This is a genomic window from Ruegeria sp. B11 (assembly GCF_056539785.1).
This window is the reverse complement of record NZ_JBQFVO010000006.1, coordinates 50,807-70,487: the sequence shown is the minus strand read 5'-3', so window position 1 is coordinate 70,487 and position 19,681 is coordinate 50,807. Positions and strand designations below refer to the sequence as shown.

The 19,681-nt window shown below is 58.6% G+C and carries 15 protein-coding genes; 9 read left to right on the top strand and 6 right to left on the bottom strand.

Annotated elements, in window-relative coordinates:
• Positions 1–169 precede the first annotated feature (169 nt).
• Both hemP and ACR0I1_RS17620 read left to right on the top strand, forming a co-directional pair.
• Positions 170–337, top strand: a complete 168-nt coding sequence (hemP, locus tag ACR0I1_RS17625; RefSeq protein WP_170398358.1) for a hemin uptake protein HemP — start codon at positions 170–172, stop codon at positions 335–337.
• The gene (locus ACR0I1_RS17620; RefSeq protein ID WP_170408198.1) at positions 334–810 is read left to right on the top strand and encodes a hypothetical protein; all 477 of its coding nucleotides are present in this window, start codon (positions 334–336) and stop codon (positions 808–810) included. The genes hemP and ACR0I1_RS17620 overlap by 4 nt, the downstream gene beginning before the upstream one ends.
• A 45-nt stretch (positions 811–855) precedes the next feature.
• Here the strand turns inward: ACR0I1_RS17620 and ACR0I1_RS17615 are convergent, their stop codons facing one another.
• The 3 genes from ACR0I1_RS17615 to ACR0I1_RS17605 form a co-directional block, all read right to left on the bottom strand.
• Positions 856–3,921 carry an aminotransferase class III-fold pyridoxal phosphate-dependent enzyme gene (locus ACR0I1_RS17615; protein ID WP_480707426.1) on the bottom strand — a complete coding sequence of 1,022 codons (3,066 nt, stop codon included), beginning with the start codon at positions 3,919–3,921 and terminating at the stop codon, positions 856–858.
• Positions 3,922–4,025: 104 nt separating this feature from the next.
• Positions 4,026–4,952 (bottom strand): NAD(P)-dependent oxidoreductase, encoded by a 927-nt coding sequence (locus ACR0I1_RS17610; RefSeq protein ID WP_480459897.1) that lies wholly within the window; start codon positions 4,950–4,952, stop codon positions 4,026–4,028.
• Positions 4,953–5,066: 114 nt separating this feature from the next.
• Positions 5,067–5,708: a pyridoxamine 5'-phosphate oxidase family protein gene (locus tag ACR0I1_RS17605; protein WP_480707425.1), complete on the bottom strand. Its 642-nt coding sequence runs from the start codon at positions 5,706–5,708 to the stop codon at positions 5,067–5,069.
• Positions 5,709–5,927: 219 nt separating this feature from the next.
• Here ACR0I1_RS17605 and ACR0I1_RS17600 point away from each other — a divergent pair, with 219 nt between their 5' ends.
• Together ACR0I1_RS17600 and ACR0I1_RS17595 are read left to right on the top strand one after the other, a co-directional pair.
• Positions 5,928–7,085, top strand: coding sequence for an acyl-CoA dehydrogenase family protein (locus ACR0I1_RS17600; RefSeq protein WP_170398374.1), 1,158 nt, complete (start codon positions 5,928–5,930; stop codon positions 7,083–7,085).
• Between the two features lie 217 nt (positions 7,086–7,302).
• Positions 7,303–8,055, top strand: a complete 753-nt coding sequence (locus tag ACR0I1_RS17595) for a nuclear transport factor 2 family protein (protein ID WP_480707424.1) — start codon at positions 7,303–7,305, stop codon at positions 8,053–8,055.
• A gap of 7 nt (positions 8,056–8,062) precedes the next feature.
• Here ACR0I1_RS17595 and ACR0I1_RS17590 read toward each other — a convergent pair whose 3' ends face one another.
• Positions 8,063–8,962: a LysR substrate-binding domain-containing protein gene (locus tag ACR0I1_RS17590; RefSeq protein WP_480707423.1), complete on the bottom strand. Its 900-nt coding sequence runs from the start codon at positions 8,960–8,962 to the stop codon at positions 8,063–8,065.
• A gap of 217 nt (positions 8,963–9,179) precedes the next feature.
• On the opposite strand from ACR0I1_RS17590, the gene ACR0I1_RS17585 reads away from it, so the two are divergent.
• The 3 genes from ACR0I1_RS17585 to ACR0I1_RS17575 are packed head-to-tail and all read left to right on the top strand — an operon-like array spanning position 9,180 to position 13,716.
• The gene (locus tag ACR0I1_RS17585; RefSeq protein ID WP_480707422.1) at positions 9,180–11,372 is read left to right on the top strand and encodes a dehydrogenase E1 component subunit alpha/beta; all 2,193 of its coding nucleotides are present in this window, start codon (positions 9,180–9,182) and stop codon (positions 11,370–11,372) included.
• A complete protein-coding gene (locus ACR0I1_RS17580; protein WP_170398386.1) occupies positions 11,369–12,403 on the top strand; it encodes an ACP S-malonyltransferase in 1,035 nt (344 codons plus the stop codon). The genes ACR0I1_RS17585 and ACR0I1_RS17580 overlap by 4 nt, the downstream gene beginning before the upstream one ends.
• 41 nt (positions 12,404–12,444) lie before the next feature.
• Positions 12,445–13,716, top strand: coding sequence for an NAD(P)/FAD-dependent oxidoreductase (locus ACR0I1_RS17575; protein ID WP_480707421.1), 1,272 nt, complete (start codon positions 12,445–12,447; stop codon positions 13,714–13,716).
• A 2-nt stretch (positions 13,717–13,718) separates the two neighbouring features.
• On the opposite strand, the gene ACR0I1_RS17570 is transcribed toward ACR0I1_RS17575, so the two are convergent.
• A complete protein-coding gene (locus ACR0I1_RS17570; protein ID WP_480572295.1) occupies positions 13,719–14,420 on the bottom strand; it encodes an SDR family oxidoreductase in 702 nt (233 codons plus the stop codon).
• Positions 14,421–14,523: 103 nt separating this feature from the next.
• On the opposite strand from ACR0I1_RS17570, the gene ACR0I1_RS17565 reads away from it, so the two are divergent.
• Entirely contained in the window at positions 14,524–15,375 is an 852-nt protein-coding gene (locus tag ACR0I1_RS17565; protein ID WP_480707420.1) for a LysR substrate-binding domain-containing protein, read from the top strand.
• On the opposite strand, the gene ACR0I1_RS17560 is transcribed toward ACR0I1_RS17565, so the two are convergent.
• The gene (locus ACR0I1_RS17560; protein WP_480707419.1) at positions 15,366–16,268 is read right to left on the bottom strand and encodes a LysR family transcriptional regulator; all 903 of its coding nucleotides are present in this window, start codon (positions 16,266–16,268) and stop codon (positions 15,366–15,368) included. The two genes, ACR0I1_RS17565 and ACR0I1_RS17560, sit on opposite strands and share 10 nt — an antisense overlap.
• Positions 16,269–16,345: 77 nt before the next feature.
• Between ACR0I1_RS17560 and ACR0I1_RS17555 the strand changes: the two genes are divergently transcribed.
• Entirely contained in the window at positions 16,346–19,558 is a 3,213-nt protein-coding gene (locus ACR0I1_RS17555; RefSeq protein ID WP_480707418.1) for a reductive dehalogenase, read from the top strand.
• Positions 19,559–19,681: the final 123 nt, after the last annotated feature.

Below are 19,681 nucleotides of genomic sequence, written 5' to 3'. Positions count from 1 at the left end.
CGCAATAGAGACCCGTGGGAGCGATTGAAAAAACAGCAGCTTGACAAACCTTACTATTTTTATCAGATTAATCACACGAACAGATAGCCAGCCCAAAACAGGGTCAGCCAGATCAAGCGAAACGAAGACAGACAAGGCCAAGTGCCACAGATGCTCTGGAGATGCCCCAATGAACGCGCAAACCCCTACCTCGACCCTTAGCTACGCTGTTTCGATGCTTCCGGCCCACAAGGCGGAAGACCTCACCAATGGCGGCAATCTGGCCCATATCGAGCTGGGCGATCAGCTTTATACGCTGCGTATCACCCGCGCAGGCAAACTGATCCTGACAAAATGAGCGCACCTTCTTCGCGTGGCGGGGCGGCTGTTGGCCGTCTGGCTGACCTGAACCCCATTGAGGCCGGAGCCGTCATGTATCTGCGGCTTTGGGGTGATGGGGTCGAAGGCCGGGCAAATGCCGCAAGCGATTTTGACATCGCGCTGGGTGCAGATCAGGGACGCGCCACGATGCTGACGCTGGACCGGCTGTGTTCACTTTGTGCACATCACGGTCGCCGTCCGCTGGTGCGTCATGGGCTGGGATGTGCATGTCTGGGCGCTGATGAGAATTGTTTTGCCCAGATGATCGGTGCCGCCTCTGAAGGGGCGCGTGAAGATGCAATGATGATGGCCTCGCTGATCGTACGGCCCGATTTCGCCCCGGCACTGGCCTCGTTGTCCGAGGAACTGGGCTTGGCGTTACGCCGGATGACCGTTTCGATCCCTTTGCCGACGACCGGGCACCACCCCCCACATTCAGTGCTCCACTGATCGACGGCGACAAAACCCCAGCAATTTCGCTGGGGTTTGTGTTTCTTAGCAGCAGCCGCAGCCCGCATGATGATGATCGTGATCGCACATGGGGGCAGGGCTGTAGTCACCCACTTCGCCAAGAACCTCCCGCAGCGTCCAAAGAATCATGTCGACGTCCTCTGCTTCGATGGTTAGCGGTGGCCGGATTTTCAGGATATTGTCCTTGGGTCCCTCGCTACCGATCAGAATGCGATGATCGCGCATCCGATTCTTGACGTAGCTGCAAATCTCACCGCTTTCCGAGCCATCCGGGTTAATCAGTTCCACACCCAAGAAGAGGCCGATACCGCGCACATCGCCGACACAGCCAAAGTCAGCTTCGATCTGTTTGAGGCCATCCAGCAGGTGAGCCCCCATCACACGGGCGTTCTCTTGCAAGCCTTCATCATCGACGATGTCCAACACCTCTTTCCCGATTCTGCAGGACAGGGTTGAGCCGCCGAAGGTCGAGAAAAACTCGATCCCGTTGTCGAAGCTTTCGGCGATCTCTTTGGTAGTGACCAGCACACCCAGCGGGTGGCCGTTGCCGATGGGCTTCCCCATTACCACGATGTCAGGCAACGCGCCCTGATGTTCAAAGCCGAAGTAATAGTCGCCCAGGCGCCCGAGGCCAGTCTGGACTTCATCGGCAATGCAGACCCCTCCGGCGGCACGGATTTTTTCATATATCGCAGACAGATAGCCTTTTGGTGGAATGATCTGTCCCCCGACTGAGGGGAATGTTTCAGCGATGAACCCGGCTAGGCCTTGCCCTTTTGCCTGCAATGCCGAAATCGCCGGATCAATCAGGTCAGCAAACTTCCGGGCACGCTCGGGGTCATCACGCCGGAACGAACCGCGATAGTCATCCGCGACCTCAACCAGTTCCACCCAATCTGCCTGCCCAATACCGCCAGGTTTGTTGAATTTGTAGGCCGAGATCGCCACCGCAGCGTTTGTGTTGCCGTGATAGCCGTGATCGGGCGTCACGATCCCTTTTGCCCCGGTATGCGCGCGCGCCAGACGCAGAGCCAATTCGTTGGCCTCAGTCCCTGAGTTGACGAAGAAACAGACCTCAAGGTGATCCGGCAGTTTCGACAATACCTTGTCGGCAAAGGCGGTTTGCGCCGGGTGCAGATAGCGCGTGTTCGAATTCATGCGCTTCAGCTGATCCGCTGCAACCGCCTGAATACGCGGATGCGCATGGCCTACATGCGGAACGTTGTTGTAGGCATCCAGATAGGGTCGCCCCCATTCATCGAACAGGTGATGCCTCCAGCCACGCACCAGCATGACCGGGTCGTCGTATGTCAGGCTGAGATTGCCGCCGAAGTGTTCGCGCCTGTCCTGTAGGATCGCCTGCTTGTCGGTTGGTCGATAGAAAACCTTTTCATCAGGCAAGTTCAACAGTGCTGCGGGGTTGGGGCAGACCGCGTGCCAAAGCTCGAGCTCATCAGGATCCGCTACGCCCGGCCAGTCGGCCTGCATACCGTCGGTCGTCAGCGCCAGTTGGAAATGCACATGCGGGGCCCATCCGCCATTCTGACTGGCATCGCCCAGACGGGCAAAAGCTGCACCCTGAGCCACCGGGTCACCTGGTTTCAAACGCTCACTCACCTCAGGGTCCAGATGGCCATAAAGCGTGTAGAATGCATCCCCTTCGGGCGTTTCGTGGTGCAGGATCACAACCCCGCCATAGTCGAGATGCGCGTCCCTGTTTTCAACGGCTTCGACCCGACCGCTGAGAGGTGCATGCAGCACTGTTCCGGCGGGTGCAAACACATCCACGGCTAGATGCACTGTGCGCCGATCCGACGCTTTCCACGGTCCCTTGCGAAACCCCGGCTCAGCATAGATCAGGCGAGGCTCGCTGTAATACCCAAGCCAGGGACCTTCCCCAAACTCCTCACCGACCCGCGCCGCCTCGTCCAGCGGCATGTGGAACGGGTTTTGCGGCCAGGTCGAGTTCTCCACCGACAGTGAGCCCATTGGCGTGTCGCTCAGATCCTGCCCGAACATCTGCGCGAAATGTCCACGATGGTTGGACAGATAGGCATGGATGCGCTCGGCCCCATCCACAACGGGCAAGCCACACGCGGCGCGCAATCGGGCGGGCATGAGTGCGCCATTGATTGCCTCATTTTCAATCAATCGCCACGCCGGGGCCTGGCTGATCGTGACATACGGATCATCCGGGTTCTCAATCGCCATCAGCGTCGAATTCACCACGGACACCGCCAACCGTGCTTGCAACAAAGGCCAGATCAGGTCGATCTCATCCGGGCGTAACCGATTGGCGGCGTGATAACCGCGTACCAGCGCAGCCAATGCGCGCTCGGGTTTAGGGTGCTCCAGAACGACATAGGCCCCGGCAATAGCCAGATCGCAAACGCGCGGCGCCGCGCACATGTCGCCAAGATCGATCAGACCCGAGATGCTGCGTCGTTCGCCCAGATTGCCTTCAACAAGGATATTGTAATCATTGGCATCATTGTGAATCGCCTGTTTTGGCAATGCACCCAGTTGATCAGAGATCGCCTCAAAATCCGCTGTGATTTGTTGAACGCGCGCGCGTCGTGCCGGATCAGAGATGGCCTCTAGTTGGTCGACGATCCAACTCGCCCGCGTCAAATCCCATTTGAAATCCGCGCGATGCAAGCCCTCGTGGGTGAACCCCTCCAGCGCCCGGTCGGTTGCGCCCAGAACACGGCCCAGTTTTAGTATCAGGTCTTCGGTCTTGGGCGCGCTGCTTGCATAGCATGCCCCCGGCAGTCGTTCCTGCAGCCAGACCTGTCGCGGTTGCCCATGCGCGTCGGCAATCTCAGGCAACATCATCCCGTTCAAATCGGGATAAACGGCAGGAAAGGGCAATCCGGGCGCTGCTGCGCTGAGATGTCCCAGCGCCTTGACCTGCAGATCGACCAATGCCGCATCGCACCCCGCGCGCATCACCTTGAGCACATAATCCTGCCCGTTGGTGGCTTTGACCAGAAAGTTGAGGTCGTACTCCCCATCCAGACGCGTCAGACGGGCGTCCAAACCCCAGTGTTCACGCAGGCGACCAGCCCAGAAAGTGTTCAAGTCGCTCATGCGCTATCTCTTGCAACTGCCACGGTGATCCTCTTCATCTGGCCAAAAATATCTTCGGGCGGAGTCGCGTCCTGGCGCGATGGGGCAGACAGCCCCCTCTTTGCTCAGTCCAGTGCTCGCAACCGTTTGAACAACGAGGACGTATCCCACCGGCCCCCGCCAAGTTTCTGCACGTCTTTGTAGAACTGGTCGACCAGCGCCGTCACTGGTAGTGAAGCCCCGGTCTCATTGGCGGTATCCAGACAGATTCCCAGATCCTTGCGCATCCAGTCGACTGCAAAGCCATGCTCAAAATGGTCATCCAGCATGGTCTCATACCGGTTCGCCATCTGCCAGCTGCCTGCCGCGCCTTGGCTAATCACCTCGACCACAGCCCGACCATCCAGCCCAGCCTTTTCGGCAAAATGTAATGCTTCGCTCAGGCCCTGCACCAGCCCTGCAATCGCGATCTGGTTGCACATTTTGGTCATTTGACCCGCGCCGCTGTCTCCAATGCGGCGGCAGATTTTGGAATAGACCTGCATCACCGGCTCAGCAGCACGATAAGCGTCCATGTCACCGCCGCACATGATCGATAGCACACCATTTTCGGCTCCCGCCTGACCGCCCGAGATCGGGGCGTCCACAAAAGCAACCCCCTGTGTCTTGCCAGCCTCGTACAACTCACGCGTGACCTTGGCCGAGACGGTGGTGTGATCAACAAATACCGCACCCTTGGCCATTCCGTGAAAGGCGCCATCTTCACCTGTGCAAACCATACGCAGATCGTCGTCATTGCCAACGCAGGCCATCACGAACTCTGCCCCTTCCGCGGCTTGCCGCGGTGTCAGGGCCATCGCGCCGCCATGCTGGGCGACCCAAGCCTCGGCCTTGGATGCGGTGCGGTTGTAGACGGTGACTTCGTGGCCGGCAGCCTGAAGATGCCCGGCCATCGGGTAGCCCATGACGCCTAGGCCAAGGAACGCAACTTTTGCCATGTGATGATCCTCTCTGTTATCCGCTCCTGCCTCAAGCGGACGGCAGGTCGTGATGTTTAGAAAGGACAAAGCAAAGCTTGGACCAAAGGGCAACCCTGCGTCACAATTTGCCGCTCAGATCCATAGCGATCGCGCGCCATTCGTTTCACATCTGAACCGGCGCGGATTTCATCTTCGAAAAACGGCCGCAGCTTTGAGCTCAGCCAATTCCCTCTGTAAACGCTGGTTTTCTGATTGCAGAACAGCCAGTTGCTGACCCAGATCATTCAGATGTGGCCGAAGCTCGGCCTCGGTAAAGCGCGGCGTGATGTGGCGGGGGCAATTCCAGTCAAGCGCTTCAACTTTGATGATCGCGGCCCGTTCTGCCTCGGTCTCGGAGCCTTTGGTGTAAAGATCAGTTGCTGCCGCGGCACCTTCCTTGAATGTCATCCGGCCAAGTATCTTGAGGCGGCGCTGGTTCGCGTAATCCATCAAGATCAACGCCACATGGTCGTTTCCATCCAGGTTGCCGCGCGAGATATATTGTTTGTTACCAGACAGGTCCGCATAGCCGATGGTGTGCGGGTCCAGCACTTTCAGAAACCCTATCGGCCCACCGCGAAACTGCACATAAGGCCAGCCGGTTTCTGAGACGGTGGCCTGATAGAACCCGTCGCGGGCGCGAATGAACGCCTCTTCGGTCGGTCCGATTTGATGGCCCTGTTTTGGTCCTCGGCTCAGGAATTTCGCATAGGTCGCGGCGGATCCCATCCGCTCTTGATGGGCGCGAACGGCGGGTGTGAAGGTCAGTTCAGAAAAGGCGCGGGGCATTATGCTGTCTCCTGGGTCTTCCGGGGCGTTTGCGCAATATGGTCGATGATGGCCTGCTCTATCAGGCGTGGGAACACAGATGTGAACGTTTGGCCCCAAATTCGGCAACGGTGCCAAGGACGTTGCGTAGTATCTGTCCTGGACGCCACGTCACATGGATTGGAAGGAATCACACACCCGGCTAGTTTTGGGCAAACACCTGATCTGGAGAGCTATTTGATGTCGCTTTTTACCAGCACCGCCGCCTGGGTTACTGACGAACACCGAATGTTTGCTGAAATGGCGGGCCGGTTCATGGATGATGCCTTGGTACCCAATACCGAGAAATGGGCCGAGAACGGGGCGGTTGATCGTACCTTTTGGTTGCAGGCGGGAGAGACGGGTCTGATGGCCGGTTCGATTGCTGAGGAATATGGTGGCGTCGGCGGCGGGATGGGTTTCGATTCCGTTACTTTGTATGAGCAGACTGCGCGCGGGGACGCAGGATGGGGATATGGCATCCAGTCTATCGTGACCCACTACATCACCGCTTATGGCAGTGAGGATCAGAAACAGAAGTGGCTGCCGAAACTGGCCTCGGGTGAGATGATCGGCGCGCTGGCCATGACCGAGCCTGGCACGGGATCGGATGTGCAAGCCGTGAAGACGACCGCTGAGAAGGATGGCAATTCTTATCGGCTCAACGGGTCCAAGATATTTATCACCAACGGGCAATCGGCTGATCTGGTTATCGTGGCTGCCAAAACTGACAAGTCGTTAGGGGCGAAGGGTGTCTCTCTGATTGTGGTCGAAACCGACGGGGCTGATGGATTCCGGAGGGGGCGGAACCTCAAGAAACTGGGAATGAAGGGCAACGACACAGCCGAGTTGTTCTTTGAGGATGTCAAAGTTCCAATGACCAACCTACTGGGTCCGGAAGAGGGGCAGGGATTTTATCAACTGATGAAGCAGTTGCCGTGGGAGCGGCTGACCATCGGGATCATGGCGCTGGGCGCGATCGATTTCGCCATATCGCAGACGGTGGACTACGTGCAGGAGCGCAAGGCGTTCGGACAACGGGTGATGGACTTCCAGAACACACGTTTCAAGTTGGCCGAGTGTAAAACCAAGGCCGAGGTGCTGCGCAGTTTCGTCAATGACTGCATTGGTAAACTGGAGGCCGGTGAATTGGATGCCGCGACGGCCTCGATGGTGAAATACTGGGGCTCTGAGGTGCAGAACGAAGTTATGCACGAATGCCTGCAACTGTTCGGCGGTTATGGGTTCATGATGGAGTACCCGATCGCGCGGCTTTATGCAGATGCGCGGGTCCAGATGATTTATGGCGGGACGAATGAAGTCATGAAAGAACTCATCGCCCGTTCGCTGGACGTCTGAACCAAAACACTCCCGCCCGTCTTCGACATTCCTAGCGGAACGTCTCCTCCCGTTGGGCCAGGCAAGCGCGGGCGCAGCCCGCGCTTGCCTGGCCCCGCTGCCGTCCGCAGGACGCAAGGCCGAAGGCCGCGCAGGGTTTGGCTGTTGCTGGCGTTGATGCCTGACACGTCGCCTGCCATTGTGATCACGGAGTAGTCAGACCTGAAGGGAACCCGGTATGGAGAAGTCCAACAAAGATCGCATATCTGCCCTGCTCAAAAGCATCGAAACGGGCGATCCGGGTCCGGTTTCGGTGGTAAATGAAGCACGATACATCCAGCACAATCCGCAAACCCATGAAGGCAGCGAAGGGCTTGCATCCCTATTCAAACGGCTGTCCCAGACCTCACCGCGCGTGAATATCGTACGCGCCTTTGAAGACGGCGATTTTGTCTTCGCGCATACGGAATATGATTTCTCACGGCGGAATATCGGCTTCGAAGTGTTCCGGTTCGAAGACGGGCAAGCGGTAGAGCATTGGGACAATATCCAGAAGCGGTTGGGGCCAAACAGCTCGGATCACAGTATGGTGGATGGTCCGACTGAAGTTCGGGATGTCGAGAAAACCGAGGAGAACCGGGCCTTTGTTCGCGCCTTCGTCGAAACCGTGTTGATTGCCGGGGATCTCGACCAGATAGAGGCCTGTATCAATACTTCCGCTTACGTAGAACACAGCCCGCAGCTCTCGGATGACTTGACTGCCTTGAGGACCGCATTGGCCGATAGGAACGCCCTAAACTATCAGCATCTGCATCGGGTATTGGCGGAAGGGGATTTTGTACTGACCGTGTGCGAAGGTGAATATCAGGGCACTCACAGCGCATTTTATGATCTGTACCGCGTTGCGGATGGCAAGATCGTCGAACACTGGGACACGGTTGAGGCCATCGCACCACGCAGCGAATGGAAGAATGATAACGGTAAGTTCTGAGGTTGCGTTAGGCGTGGGCGTCTGCCCCAATCTGTTCACTGATCCAGGCTTGGAAAGACCGTAACGGCTCGGGCATCGAGCGGTCATGCGGCCAGACCAGATAATAGCTGCCAAGGCTCACGCGCGGCCCGTCCCATGCCTGGACAAGCCGCCCGGTGCGCAAATCATCCTGCACCAGATATGACGGTAACAGAGCCACGCCCAACCCATGAATCGTGGCCTGAATCATGGTCGAAAACTGATCGAACAGCATCCCCCGCAGGCCGGTGACGGGCTGGCCCTGTATCTCAAACCAGCGCTCCCAGGCATCCGGTCGCGACTCCAGATGCAGCAGTGGCGCGGCGCGGAGAGCATCCAAGTTACTGAAATTGAAGGCGGTAAGGGCAGGGGCGCAGACCGGCAGGACCTCTTCCCGCATGATCGGCAGATACTGAACGCCCGCCCAATCCTGCTGACCGAAATGGATCGCGGCATCAAATGGCTCAGTCGTAAAATCAAACGGTTTGAGGCGGGTCCCCAGATTGACAGTAACCTCGGGATGACCTCGCGCAAAATGCTGCAGGCGGGGTGCCAGCCAGTGCATGCCGAACGCTGGAAGGATCGACAGGTCAAGTGACCCGCCCGCCGGATTGGCTTTGAGTTTCAGTGCGGCCTGCGCCAGATTCTGAACAGCAGACCTTGCGGTTTGCACATAGACTTTGGCTGCAGGCGTCAGGTGCAGTCGCATCTGGCTACGCTCGATCAACTGGACTCCCAGCTGATCCTCCAACGTCTTCAATTGCCGGCTGATCGCGCTTTGTGTCAAGGACAGCTCAGCTGCAGCAGCAGATGCGCTGCCTAGCCGATCTACGGCTTCAAGCGCAAGCAAGGACGAGATTGAAGGCAAGAAACGGCGGGGTGCAATCATATGACAATTCCTCATACCTATTGAACGCAATAGCACTGGTTTTTTTCTGCCGCCAGAGCGATGACTGGTGCGCCACATCACCTTTGTGGCCGAGAGGGTGCCGCGCCATCCGCGATCTTGAAATTCACGTCGGAGCGCGGGACAAATCAGCAAGCGGGTCGCACCCGCGCAGAGGTTCCCCAAGGCCGATGACACCAACAAGACAAAAGCGAGAGACATGGACCGCGCCCAGATCGTACATGAGAATTTCCTGACCCGTGTCGCAAATCGTGATTTTCCCGACGGAGCCCCGCCGCGCGTCGGTCTGGGCGATGCTGAAGCCGTTTCGCTATTCCGGTCGCAAGTTCTCAGCCGCGCGTTGGATCGGACCAGCCGGGCGATGCAGAAGGCAGGGCAGGGGTTCTACACCATCGGCTCATCTGGCCACGAAGGGATGGCCGCCGTCGCGCACGCATTGCGCCCAAGCGATATTGCCTTTCTGCATTACCGGGATGCTGCGTTTCAGATCGCGCGTTCTGAACAGGTGCCGGGCCAGCAGATCGCGTGGGATATGCTGCTCAGCTTTGCGTGCTCGAAAGAGGACCCAACCTCGGGCGGGCGACACAAGGTACTGGGGTCAAGGGCGCTGATGATCCCGCCGCAGACCTCGACCATCGCCAGCCATTTGCCCAAAGCCGTTGGTGCGGCTTATGCGCTGGGGGCAGCCCGGCGACATGCGCCCGAACATCGCGTGTTGCCGGAAGACGGGATTGCGATGTGTTCATTTGGGGATGCCTCGGCCAATCACTCAACCGCGCAGGGGGCGATCAACACGGCAGGCTGGACCAGTGTGCAATCGACGCCGCTGCCGCTGCTGTTCGTGTGTGAAGACAACGGGATCGGGATTTCGGTCAAAACGCCCAAGGGCTGGATTCAGGCGTCGATGGAGCATCGTCCGGGGATCAAGTATTTTCAGGCCAATGGGTTGGACATTTATGAAACCCATGCAGTCGCGAAAGAGGCTGCAGATTATGTCCGCAAGCGCAGGAAACCGGCCTTCCTGCATCTCAGAACCGTGCGGCTTTATGGCCATGCCGGGGCGGATGTGCCCACGACCTATCTGCCGAAAACTGAGGTTGAGGCGGATGAGGCCAATGATCCGCTTTTGCACACCGTACGACTGCTGGATCAGGCGGGTGCATTGTCGTCGGATCAGGCGTTAAAAATCTACAGCGATACCTGCACCCGAACGGATCGTGTGGCTACAGAGGCTGCCAGCCGTCCCCATCTTGCCAATGCGACCGAAGTGGTGGCAAGCCTGATCCCGCCTAAGCGCCCTTGTAAAGCGACCAACGGCCCGAGCGCTGAGGCGCGTGCGAAGACCTTTGGCGCAGATATGCGCGCGATGGATGAGCCGCAGCCGCTCAGCCGCCTGATCAACTGGGCGCTGACCGATCTGATGTTGGAACATGCCGAGATCGTTTGCATGGGCGAAGATGTGGGCCGCAAAGGTGGCGTTTATGGCGTCACACAAAAGCTGCAGCAACGCTTTGGTCCGGACCGCGTGATTGATACGCTGCTGGATGAACAATCCATTCTGGGTCTCGCGATCGGTATGGGCCATAACGGTTTCATCCCGATCCCCGAGATCCAGTTTCTGGCCTATCTGCACAATGCCGAGGACCAGATTCGGGGCGAAGCCGCAACTTTGCCGTTCTTCTCGAACGGGCAGTTTACCAACCCAATGGTGCTGCGAATTGCGGGGCTAGGATATCAGAAGGGCTTTGGCGGACATTTCCATAACGACAACTCTCTGGCCGTTTTGCGGGATATCCCTGGTGTCATCATCGCCTGCCCGTCGACCGGGGCCGATGCAGCACTGATGCTGCGCGAATGTGTGCGGTTGGCGCGCGAAGAGCAGCGGGTCGTGGTGTTTCTTGAACCGATCGCACTCTACCCGATGCGCGACCTGCATGCGGCGCAGGATGGCGGGTGGATGACCACCTATCCTGCGCGGGATCAGAAAATTGCGCTGGGCGATGTGGGAGTACAGGGGGACGGCACCGATCTCGCCATCGTGACCTATGGCAACGGGCATTACCTGTCGCAACAGGCCCTGCCCGAAATTGAGGCGGCGGGTCTGAAAACCCGGATTATCGATATGCGTTGGCTAGCTCCTCTGCCGGTTGAGGCTTTGCGCGAAGCCACCAAAACATGCGCGCATGTTTTGATCGTCGACGAATGCCGCAAGACCGGCAGTCAGTCCGAAGCGCTGATGACTTTCTTCGCCGAACAAAGTTCTTCTACCCGAACTGCCCGCGTTGTGGCCGAGGATTGCTTTATTGCAACTGGCCCCGCCTATGCCGCACCTCTTCCTTCGAAAGACGGTATCGTTGCCGCAGCGCTGGCTTTGACAGGAGCAGCCTCATGACCCGCACCGCCGTTGTGATCTGCCCGGGCCGGGGCACTTATAACAAGCCTGAGCTGGGCTATCTGCACCAACATCATTCGGATCGTATGGACTTGTTCCGCAGCTTCGACGCCATTCGCGCCGGAACCGGACAGGATGCGATTACTGCCTTGGATGGGGCTGATCGCTTTAGCGTCGGGAAGTACTCGCGCGGCGATGTGGCCTCACCCCTGATCTATGCTGCCGCGTTGGCCGATGCGCAGGCATTGGCCAACGATATTGAAGTCGTCGCCGTCACTGGTAACTCGATGGGCTGGTATATTGCGCTGGCCACCGCAGGGGCATTGACCCCTGGGAACGGGTTTCGCGTGGTCAATACGATGGGCACGCTGATGCAGAAGCACCTGATCGGCGGTCAACTGGTTTACCCATTCGTCGATGAGACATGGGCGAATGATCCTGCCCGCAAAGCCGCATTGCTGGATGAGGTGGCGAGGATCAATGCGTTGCACGATCACACTCTGGCGCTTTCCATCGATCTGGGCGGGATGCTGGTATTGGCAGGCAATGAGGCGGGTCTGACGGCGTTTGAGGCGGCACACCCCACCGTGCAGGATCGGTTCCCATTGCGGCTGGCCAATCACGCCGCCTTTCATACGGCGCTGCAGGCCCCGGTGGCGGCGGAAGGTCGGGCGCAATTGAGTTCTGATCTTTTTGCTCAGCCCAAGTTCCCGATGATTGACGGGCGTGGCAAAATCTGGTGGCCCGGCGCAACTGACACGAGTGAGTTGTGGGACTACACGCTGGGCCATCAGGTGACCGAGACCTATGACTTCACCCATGCGATCCAGACCGCCGCACGCGAGTTCGCGCCCGATCTGTTCATCGTCACCGGCCCCGGTGCAACGCTGAGCGGCGCGGTGGCGCAGTCACTAACACTGGGGCGCTGGCGGGGCATGACCGACAAGGCGTCATTCCAGTCGCATCAGGAGGCTGATCCGTTCCTCATCGCCATGGGGCGGGCTGACCAGCGCGCCCTTGCAACCAATTGAGACCAGCCTGATGATCGGCGAAACTTTGGCGAGGCCCGGGCATGCGCGACTATGATCAATCGTTATGGCGGCAGACCTGTCGCGAGCGTATCGACACGCAAAAGCTGTCTGATGACGTAAGCGTTGATCTTGCCGTGATCGGCGGTGGTTACACCGGGTGTTCTGCGGCCTTGACCGCAGCAAAAGCGGGGGCTTCGGTGTGCCTGCTCGAAGCGCATCAGATCGGCCATGGTGGATCGGGGCGGAATGTCGGTCTCGTCAACGCAGGGCTTTGGCTGCCACCCGATCAAATTCGGTCGCATCTGGGGCAAATGGCGGGGGATCGGTTGATCGATCTGCTGGCTAACGCGCCGTCAGACGTGTTCGAGTTGATTGAAGCGCACGGGATTGACTGCGAGCCTGAGCGGCAAGGCACGTTGCACTGTGCTCATTCGGCCTCGGGCTTTGGTGATCTGCGTACCCGCCACGCACAGCTGAGCGCTTCTGGTGCGCCGGTCGAATTGCTCGATACTGACGCGTCGCGCCAGCGGACGGGCAGTCCGGCTGTCCACGGCGCATTGTTTGACCCCCGCGCGGGTACAATTCAGCCGCTGGGCTATGCGGTGGGACTGGCCCGCGCCGCACAGAATGCGGGGGCGCAGATATATACGCAAAGCCCGATTCGATCTTTGCGGCAGGAAGGCGGGGCTTGGGTGCTGCAGGGGGATGGTGGAACCGTACGCGCAAGATCGGTTATTCAGGCGACCAACGCTTATCATCTGGGCATCGCCGATACGGCACCAAACTATGTGCCGGTCTATTACTTCCAATACGCCACCGCGCCGCTGTCCCATAACCTGCGGGCCAGCATATTGCCCAAAGCAGAGGGATGCTGGGATACGGGCCTGATCATGACATCCTTCCGATTGGACCATGCAGGACGGTTCATCATTGGCGGCATGGGCGATCTGAGCAGCGCCGGAGGATTTGCACACAAATCCTGGATCAAGCGCAAACTGGCTGCACTTTATCCGCAATTGGCGGATCAGCCGTTGATTGAGGGCTGGCATGGGCGGATTGCCATGACTTCGGATCATATTCCCAAAATCACTCTGATCGGTCCAAATGCGTTAGCAGCGCATGGGTTTTCGGGGCGTGGGATCGGGCCGGGCACCGTGTTCGGGCGTTTGATGGCCAAAAGCCTGCTCAAGGACGATCCGTCCTTGCTGCCGGTTCCGTCAGTGGCTGAGTATAGCGAAAACTGGACTGGTCTGCGCCGCGCTTTCTTCGAAACCGGCGCGGCGCTGACACATCTTGTTAAGGCGCGGTTCTGAGTTCAGACAGACCGGGTGATACCGCCATCGACGCGGATGTTCTGCCCGGTTATGTAGCCTCCGCCTTCGGAGGCGAGCATAGCCACGACCGAGGCGATCTCATCATAGCTGCGCCCGTAGCGGCCCATCGGGATGCGTGTGCGGAACTCTTCTTTTTCCGGAAGGCTGTCGATGAACCCGGGCAAGACGTTGTTCATGCGGATGTTGTCGGCGGCGTATTTGTCCGAGAACAGCTTGGTAAACGCCGCCAGCCCGGCGCGGAATACGCCCGAGGTAGGAAAAACCGGGTCCGGTTCAAACGCAGCAAAGGTTGAGATGTTGATAATCGATCCACCGCCCTGCGCTTGCATGATAGGGGTCACCAACCGCGTAGGTCTTACGGCATTCATGAAATAGACATCCATGCCGGTGTGCCAGTCCTCATCGGTCAGCTCAAGCACCGCAGCGCGGGGCCCGTGCCCGGCTGAGTTCACCAGCACATCGATCCGCCCCCAATGGGACATTGCTGCATAAACCAGTTTTTGCAGGTCATCATTTGACTGGTTCGAGCCGGTGATGCCCACACCGCCCAATTCATGTGCCAGCGCCTCGCCCTTGCCCGACGAGGACAGGATGCCGATTTTGAAGCCATCAGCCGCCAGTCTACGCGCGGAATCCGCGCCCATGCCGCTGCCGCCTGCGGTGATCAAAGCTACTTTTTCCATCTTCACGCTCCTATGCCTTGTTTCGCAAGAAGATGGCGCAGTAACCTCGATTTGACCAATCAGTTCTGTTGCGCAGTGACAGTAGAAAATCTACAGTTTAGCTATGCCCGCTCTTCCACCTCTCAACGCGATGCGCGCCTTCGAGGCCTCGGCACGCCATCTGAATTTTCGTCTTGCTGCGGAAGAAATCGGCGTAACCCAAGGGGCCGTTGCGCAACAGGTGCGCGGCTTGGAAGCGCGGCTAGGGACGGCGCTGTTCGAACGCCTTCCGCGTGGGTTGCGCCTGACCGAAGCGGGGCGTCGGTTCCACGCGCCGCTGCGTCGGGCGTTTCGGCTGATTGAAGAGGCTGTCGATGAGCTGGCTGATCAGCGGCAGATCACGATCTCGGTCACGCCCAGCTTTGCCTCAAAATGGCTGGTTCCGCGTCTGAACGATTTTGTGACCCGCTACCCCGATATCTCGGTGCAGGTTGACGCGCGCGAGCGGTTGGCGGATTTCCAGTCTGATGGAATCGATATTGCAGTACGCCAGAGCCGTTCACAGGTTGCTCGAGATCTGCAAGCAACACCTTTGTTCTCCACCGAATTCGTTGTCGTGGGCAGTCCGGACCTCGCATCGCAAATTTCAGGTCCAGACGACCTGATGCAACACGTTTTGCTCAGTGATTCCCATGGGCTGTGGCCGTTGTTTCTTGAACGCGCCGGGGTCGAGGGGAAGCCACGGATGATGAGTTTCAGCCAGACAAGTCTGGCGATAGACGCCGCTGTCTCGGGGCAAGGCTTTGCACTTGCCAATGCGCCACTTGTGTCTGCGGAACTGACTTCGGGTCGGTTGGTGCAGCCGCTCTCTGAGGTGCTGGTTGACGATCTGAGCTTTTTCATCGTCACCCCGCAGAAACCGCGCCAACCGGAACTGGTGAAACAAATGCGCGACTGGTTGCTATCTCAGGTCTGAAGCGAGGCCGCAATCGCGTCGATCCGGTCGCGTAACCAACGATGTGCCGGGTCGTTGGCCGAGCGTTGGTGCCAGACCATATAGATTGACACTGCTTCGCATTTGAACGGCAGTGGCGCACTGTCCAGCGTGGCAAGCGGCCCGCATTTCATCAACTCCGTATCGGTCGAGATCAGGTCGCTGCCTTTCACGAATGGCGGGATCGCGTTGAAATGCGGCAGGGTTACGACGGGCGGTCTGATCTGGCTTTGATCCACGCCACGCATCACGGCACGGGCGTTGCGCCCGTCGGCAAATCGCACCTCGACATGATCGCTATTGCAATAGGACCGCCAATCCTCAGGCGGATCACGGAGAGCGGCATCATAGAATACCAACAACGGGCTGGTGATCAGCCGCTTCTGAAAGATATCCGGCCCGTCCGGTGGCAGCGGGGTGAGCATCAATTGACACCGGTCGCTGCGCAGCAAGTCCGGGTCGGGAACACCCGACGGGATGAACTCCAGCCGCAACCTGACGCCTTCGGCGCGTGTCGCCCGCAGAAGTTCGGGAAATATCAACTCACGCGGCATGTCGTTGGTGGCGATCTGAATGTCCATCTGTTCGGACAGCGGATCAAACGGGCGACCTTCTGTCAGGGCGCGCATGTTGTCCAGCACCTGTTGCACCGGCTCTTTCAACGACAAAGCGCGTTCGGTCGGGGTCAGCCCCTGACCGGATCGGACAAATAGTGGATCGCCCAGCACTTGCCGCAACTTGCCCAGCGTATGGCTGATGGCCGATTGCGTCACCCCTAACCGGTCGGCAGCTTTCGACACCGAGCTTTCTTCGAGTATCGTCAGGAACACCCGTAGGACCTTGCCGTCCAGATCTGTGAAATCAATTCTGCTCATATCATTTATGATTATTCATGAATGGATTTGGTGTCCATGCCGGGGTAGGGGAAAGGGCAGCTAACTGGAGGCGCGCGATGGGGATCCGCTTTTTCTCGGACAAGAACAGGCCTGTTCACATGGGTCCGTTCCCGCTGGAACGGCTGGCGCGGCTGGATCGGATGCCTGATCTGGCGCAGGTCGAACCGATGTGTGCGCTTAGCTTTCGCAAGCCCGAGCAGCCCGAAAGCATCGTGAATGCGATGGGCGAGTTTCAGGCGATGATGGATGCAATTCGGGATGGATTTGTGAACCCCGTCGCATCGGAAATTCCTGCCAACCCAGCAGATCGTGCCAATCATCTGAAAGCGTTTGGCTATTTCAACGATGCGTCGATGATGGGCTGCGGGCCGCTACCCGCGGAGGCGATGTTGGCTGAGCCTCGGCGCAACCCGGATATCGACCGGCTGGCACATGCGCTTAGGACGCGGCAAACCAAAACGCTGGCCTCGGGCATCGATGTGATCATGGCGGATCTAAAAGAAAGCATGGAGGCCGCGCCACGCCCGATGGACCGTCATCGCCATACGCTCGTGTTTCTCTATGAGTTCAACCGCGATCCGGACCCCTCGGAGCCCGGGTCCGATTGGATCATGGATGCGCAGGATCACCGCGCCTGTTTGCTTGCCACCGAGAATGCTGTGGTCATTGCCAACTACATCCGCCTCCTGGGTTTCGATGCGCGGGCGCATACGGCGATGTCCTCTGAGGTTGATCTGGGCAAGCTGGCAGTTGCTGCGGGTCTGGCCTCGGTTGAGGATGGTGCGGTTGTGGTGCCTTGGTTGGGTAAGCGGTTCGGATTGGCCGCTGTGACCACCGAAATGGAGATCGCGCATGACCGACCCTTACGACCGCTGGCCGAACAACCGTGGTTCCGCACGCAAGGACCTGCATGGTGGCTGGGTGCAGGCTTCGCCAAGAACGCTCTGAACCGGGATGCCTATGCCAAGCGGCGCTATGTGGACGGGGCACATCCTTTTGAAAACCTCAAACGAGTCGAAACACCGACCACCTATATCGACGAGCAAAACGTAGCCCGGGTGCCCAAACGCGCAGACATGTTTGCGCGGGCTCAGTTCGGCGACATGGGTAAGTCGCTGCAAGACGCGACCAAGGGCGGGCATTACGTGCGCAAATCCGCCCCCAGCTTCGCCCAACGCCGCGCGCTGGGCGCATTTGTTTTGCTGCAGGACGGTGACAGCGCCGAGGCTGTACAGCCCACAGATACCGAAAGAAATGCCGCGAATATCAAGGCTGCAACCTATTTCCTTGGGGTCGATGCGGTCGGGCTCAGCCGGTGCCCCGAGTGGAGCTGGTATTCCCATGACGCCACCGGTGACGAAATCGTTCCGCCCCATGATCAGGCGATCAGCATGATCATCGACCAGGGCTATGAGACGATGGAAGGCGCCAGCGGGGATGACTGGATCAGCGTGGCCCAATCTATGCGCGCCTACCTGCGGTTTTCACTGCTGGGGGGCGTGATCGCGCAGCAAATCCGAAATCTCGGCTACAAGGCCAAGGCGCATACGGTGATGGATGGCGAGGTGCTGCAACCGCCGCTGCTGCTGTTGTCGGGGTTGGGCGAGGTCAGTCGGATCGGTGAGGTGATCCTGAACCCCTATCTTGGCCCGCGCCTGAAATCCGGTGTAGTGACAACCGACATGCCGATGACGCATGACAAACCCATCGATTTCGGCCTTCAGACGTTTTGCGAAAGCTGCAACAAATGCGCTCGGGAATGCCCTTCGGGCGCGATCACTGCCGGGCCAAAGTTGATGTTCAACGGCTATGAAATCTGGAAATCCGACAGCCAGAAATGCGCCACTTACCGTATCACCACGCCCGGGGGGGCGATGTGCGGACGATGCATGAAGACCTGCCCATGGAATCTGGAAGGGATATTCAAAGAACGCCCGTTCCGCTGGGCCGCGATGAATCTCCCTTCGGCTGCGCCCGCCTTGGCCAAACTGGATGACGCCGTCGGTAATGGTGGTCTGAATGACACCAAGAAATGGTGGTGGGATATCGAGCTGGAAACCGACGGAGCCTATCGCCCGTCGCAGCACCCATTGAACCGGCGGGACCTACAAAAAGACCTCGATTTGAAGTACGAGGATCAGACGCTTGCTGTCTACCCCGCTCCGCTCGCTCCGCACCCATGGCCCTATCCCTTCAACATGGACCGGGAAGCCGGAATTGCCGCCTATGAGGCGATGGTCACAGCTGAAGACTACAAAGCGCGCAAAGCGGCAGGCGATATGTCTGTGATCCACCGTTATCAGGTCGCAGGGGACGCGCCGGTGATGCGGGTGGAACTAACCAAGGTCGACAAGATGACCTCGGATGTCACCAAGTACGAGTTCTCAACCCTCGACGGTGCGCCCTTACCGAAATGGACGGCGGGCGCGCATCTGGACGTGCTGGTTTCGCCCGAATTCCTGCGGCAGTACTCGATGTCGGGCGATCCCTCCGACCGCAACACTTATCAGATCGGCGTGCTGCGCGAGGATGAGGGGCGCGGCGGCTCGGCCTTGCTGCATCGCATCTTCAACGAAGGACGCAAGGTCTTCATCTCAAAGCCGATAAACCATTTTGAGCTGGACGAGACTGCAACCAGAACCTTTCTGATGGGCGGCGGTATTGGCATCACACCGATGATTGCTTTTGCCCACCGATTACATGCGATGGGCAAACCGTTCGAGCTTCACTATTCCGCCAGCACACGAGCAGGTGCCGGATATCTGGATGATCTGGCGGCTGTGCTATGGGCCGATCACGTGCACTATCACTTCTCGGACGAGGGCACACGGGCCGATCTGGAGGCTGTTCTGGGCGGATATCAGGACGGATGGCACGTTTATACCTGCGGCCCTGACCGCTATATGGACGGCGTCATTCACGCAGCCGAACGGCAGGGGTTTCCGGAAGGTGCACGGCATCTCGAATATTTCTCGGTGCCGGAACAGCCCGAATATGAGAACCATCCGTTCACTCTGAAATTGGCGAAATCGGGTCGGGAGTTGACTGTACCCGCTGACAAAGATGCGGCGCAGGTACTTAATGAGGCGGGCTTTCACGTGGATGTGAAATGCGCTGATGGGATCTGCGGGGTCTGCAAATGTGACGTGATTTCAGGTGAGATCGAACACCGCGATTTCGTTTTGTCCAACAAACAACGCGAAGGTGCGATCATACTGTGCCAAAGCCGGGCGGCCCGGGCAGACGGGGTGATCGAGATCGATCTGTGATTGCTCTCGATAAAACGACATTTTGAATCCCAAAAATTGGTCGTTCCAGCCATGGACGCCGCCGACTTGCTGCACTAACGTCCCCGGCGAACCCCAGTCTATCCTGATCAACAGGTGCGAGGT

Bases quoted from the DNA above. Each gene is read 5' to 3' on its own strand.
- hemP (WP_170398358.1), top strand. From the start codon at position 170: ATGAACGCGCAAACCCCTACCTCGACCCTTAGCTACGCTGTTTCGATG.
- ACR0I1_RS17620 (WP_170408198.1), top strand. From the start codon at position 334: ATGAGCGCACCTTCTTCGCGTGGCGGGGCGGCTGTTGGCCGTCTGGCT.
- ACR0I1_RS17615 (WP_480707426.1), bottom strand. From the start codon at position 3,921: ATGAGCGACTTGAACACTTTCTGGGCTGGTCGCCTGCGTGAACACTGG.
- ACR0I1_RS17605 (WP_480707425.1), bottom strand. From the start codon at position 5,708: ATGCCCCGCGCCTTTTCTGAACTGACCTTCACACCCGCCGTTCGCGCC.
- ACR0I1_RS17600 (WP_170398374.1), top strand. From the start codon at position 5,928: ATGTCGCTTTTTACCAGCACCGCCGCCTGGGTTACTGACGAACACCGA.
- ACR0I1_RS17595 (WP_480707424.1), top strand. From the start codon at position 7,303: ATGGAGAAGTCCAACAAAGATCGCATATCTGCCCTGCTCAAAAGCATC.
- ACR0I1_RS17590 (WP_480707423.1), bottom strand. From the start codon at position 8,962: ATGATTGCACCCCGCCGTTTCTTGCCTTCAATCTCGTCCTTGCTTGCG.
- ACR0I1_RS17585 (WP_480707422.1), top strand. From the start codon at position 9,180: ATGGACCGCGCCCAGATCGTACATGAGAATTTCCTGACCCGTGTCGCA.
- ACR0I1_RS17580 (WP_170398386.1), top strand. From the start codon at position 11,369: ATGACCCGCACCGCCGTTGTGATCTGCCCGGGCCGGGGCACTTATAAC.
- ACR0I1_RS17575 (WP_480707421.1), top strand. From the start codon at position 12,445: ATGCGCGACTATGATCAATCGTTATGGCGGCAGACCTGTCGCGAGCGT.
- ACR0I1_RS17570 (WP_480572295.1), bottom strand. From the start codon at position 14,420: ATGGAAAAAGTAGCTTTGATCACCGCAGGCGGCAGCGGCATGGGCGCG.
- ACR0I1_RS17565 (WP_480707420.1), top strand. From the start codon at position 14,524: ATGCCCGCTCTTCCACCTCTCAACGCGATGCGCGCCTTCGAGGCCTCG.
- ACR0I1_RS17560 (WP_480707419.1), bottom strand. From the start codon at position 16,268: ATGAGCAGAATTGATTTCACAGATCTGGACGGCAAGGTCCTACGGGTG.
- ACR0I1_RS17555 (WP_480707418.1), top strand. From the start codon at position 16,346: ATGGGGATCCGCTTTTTCTCGGACAAGAACAGGCCTGTTCACATGGGT.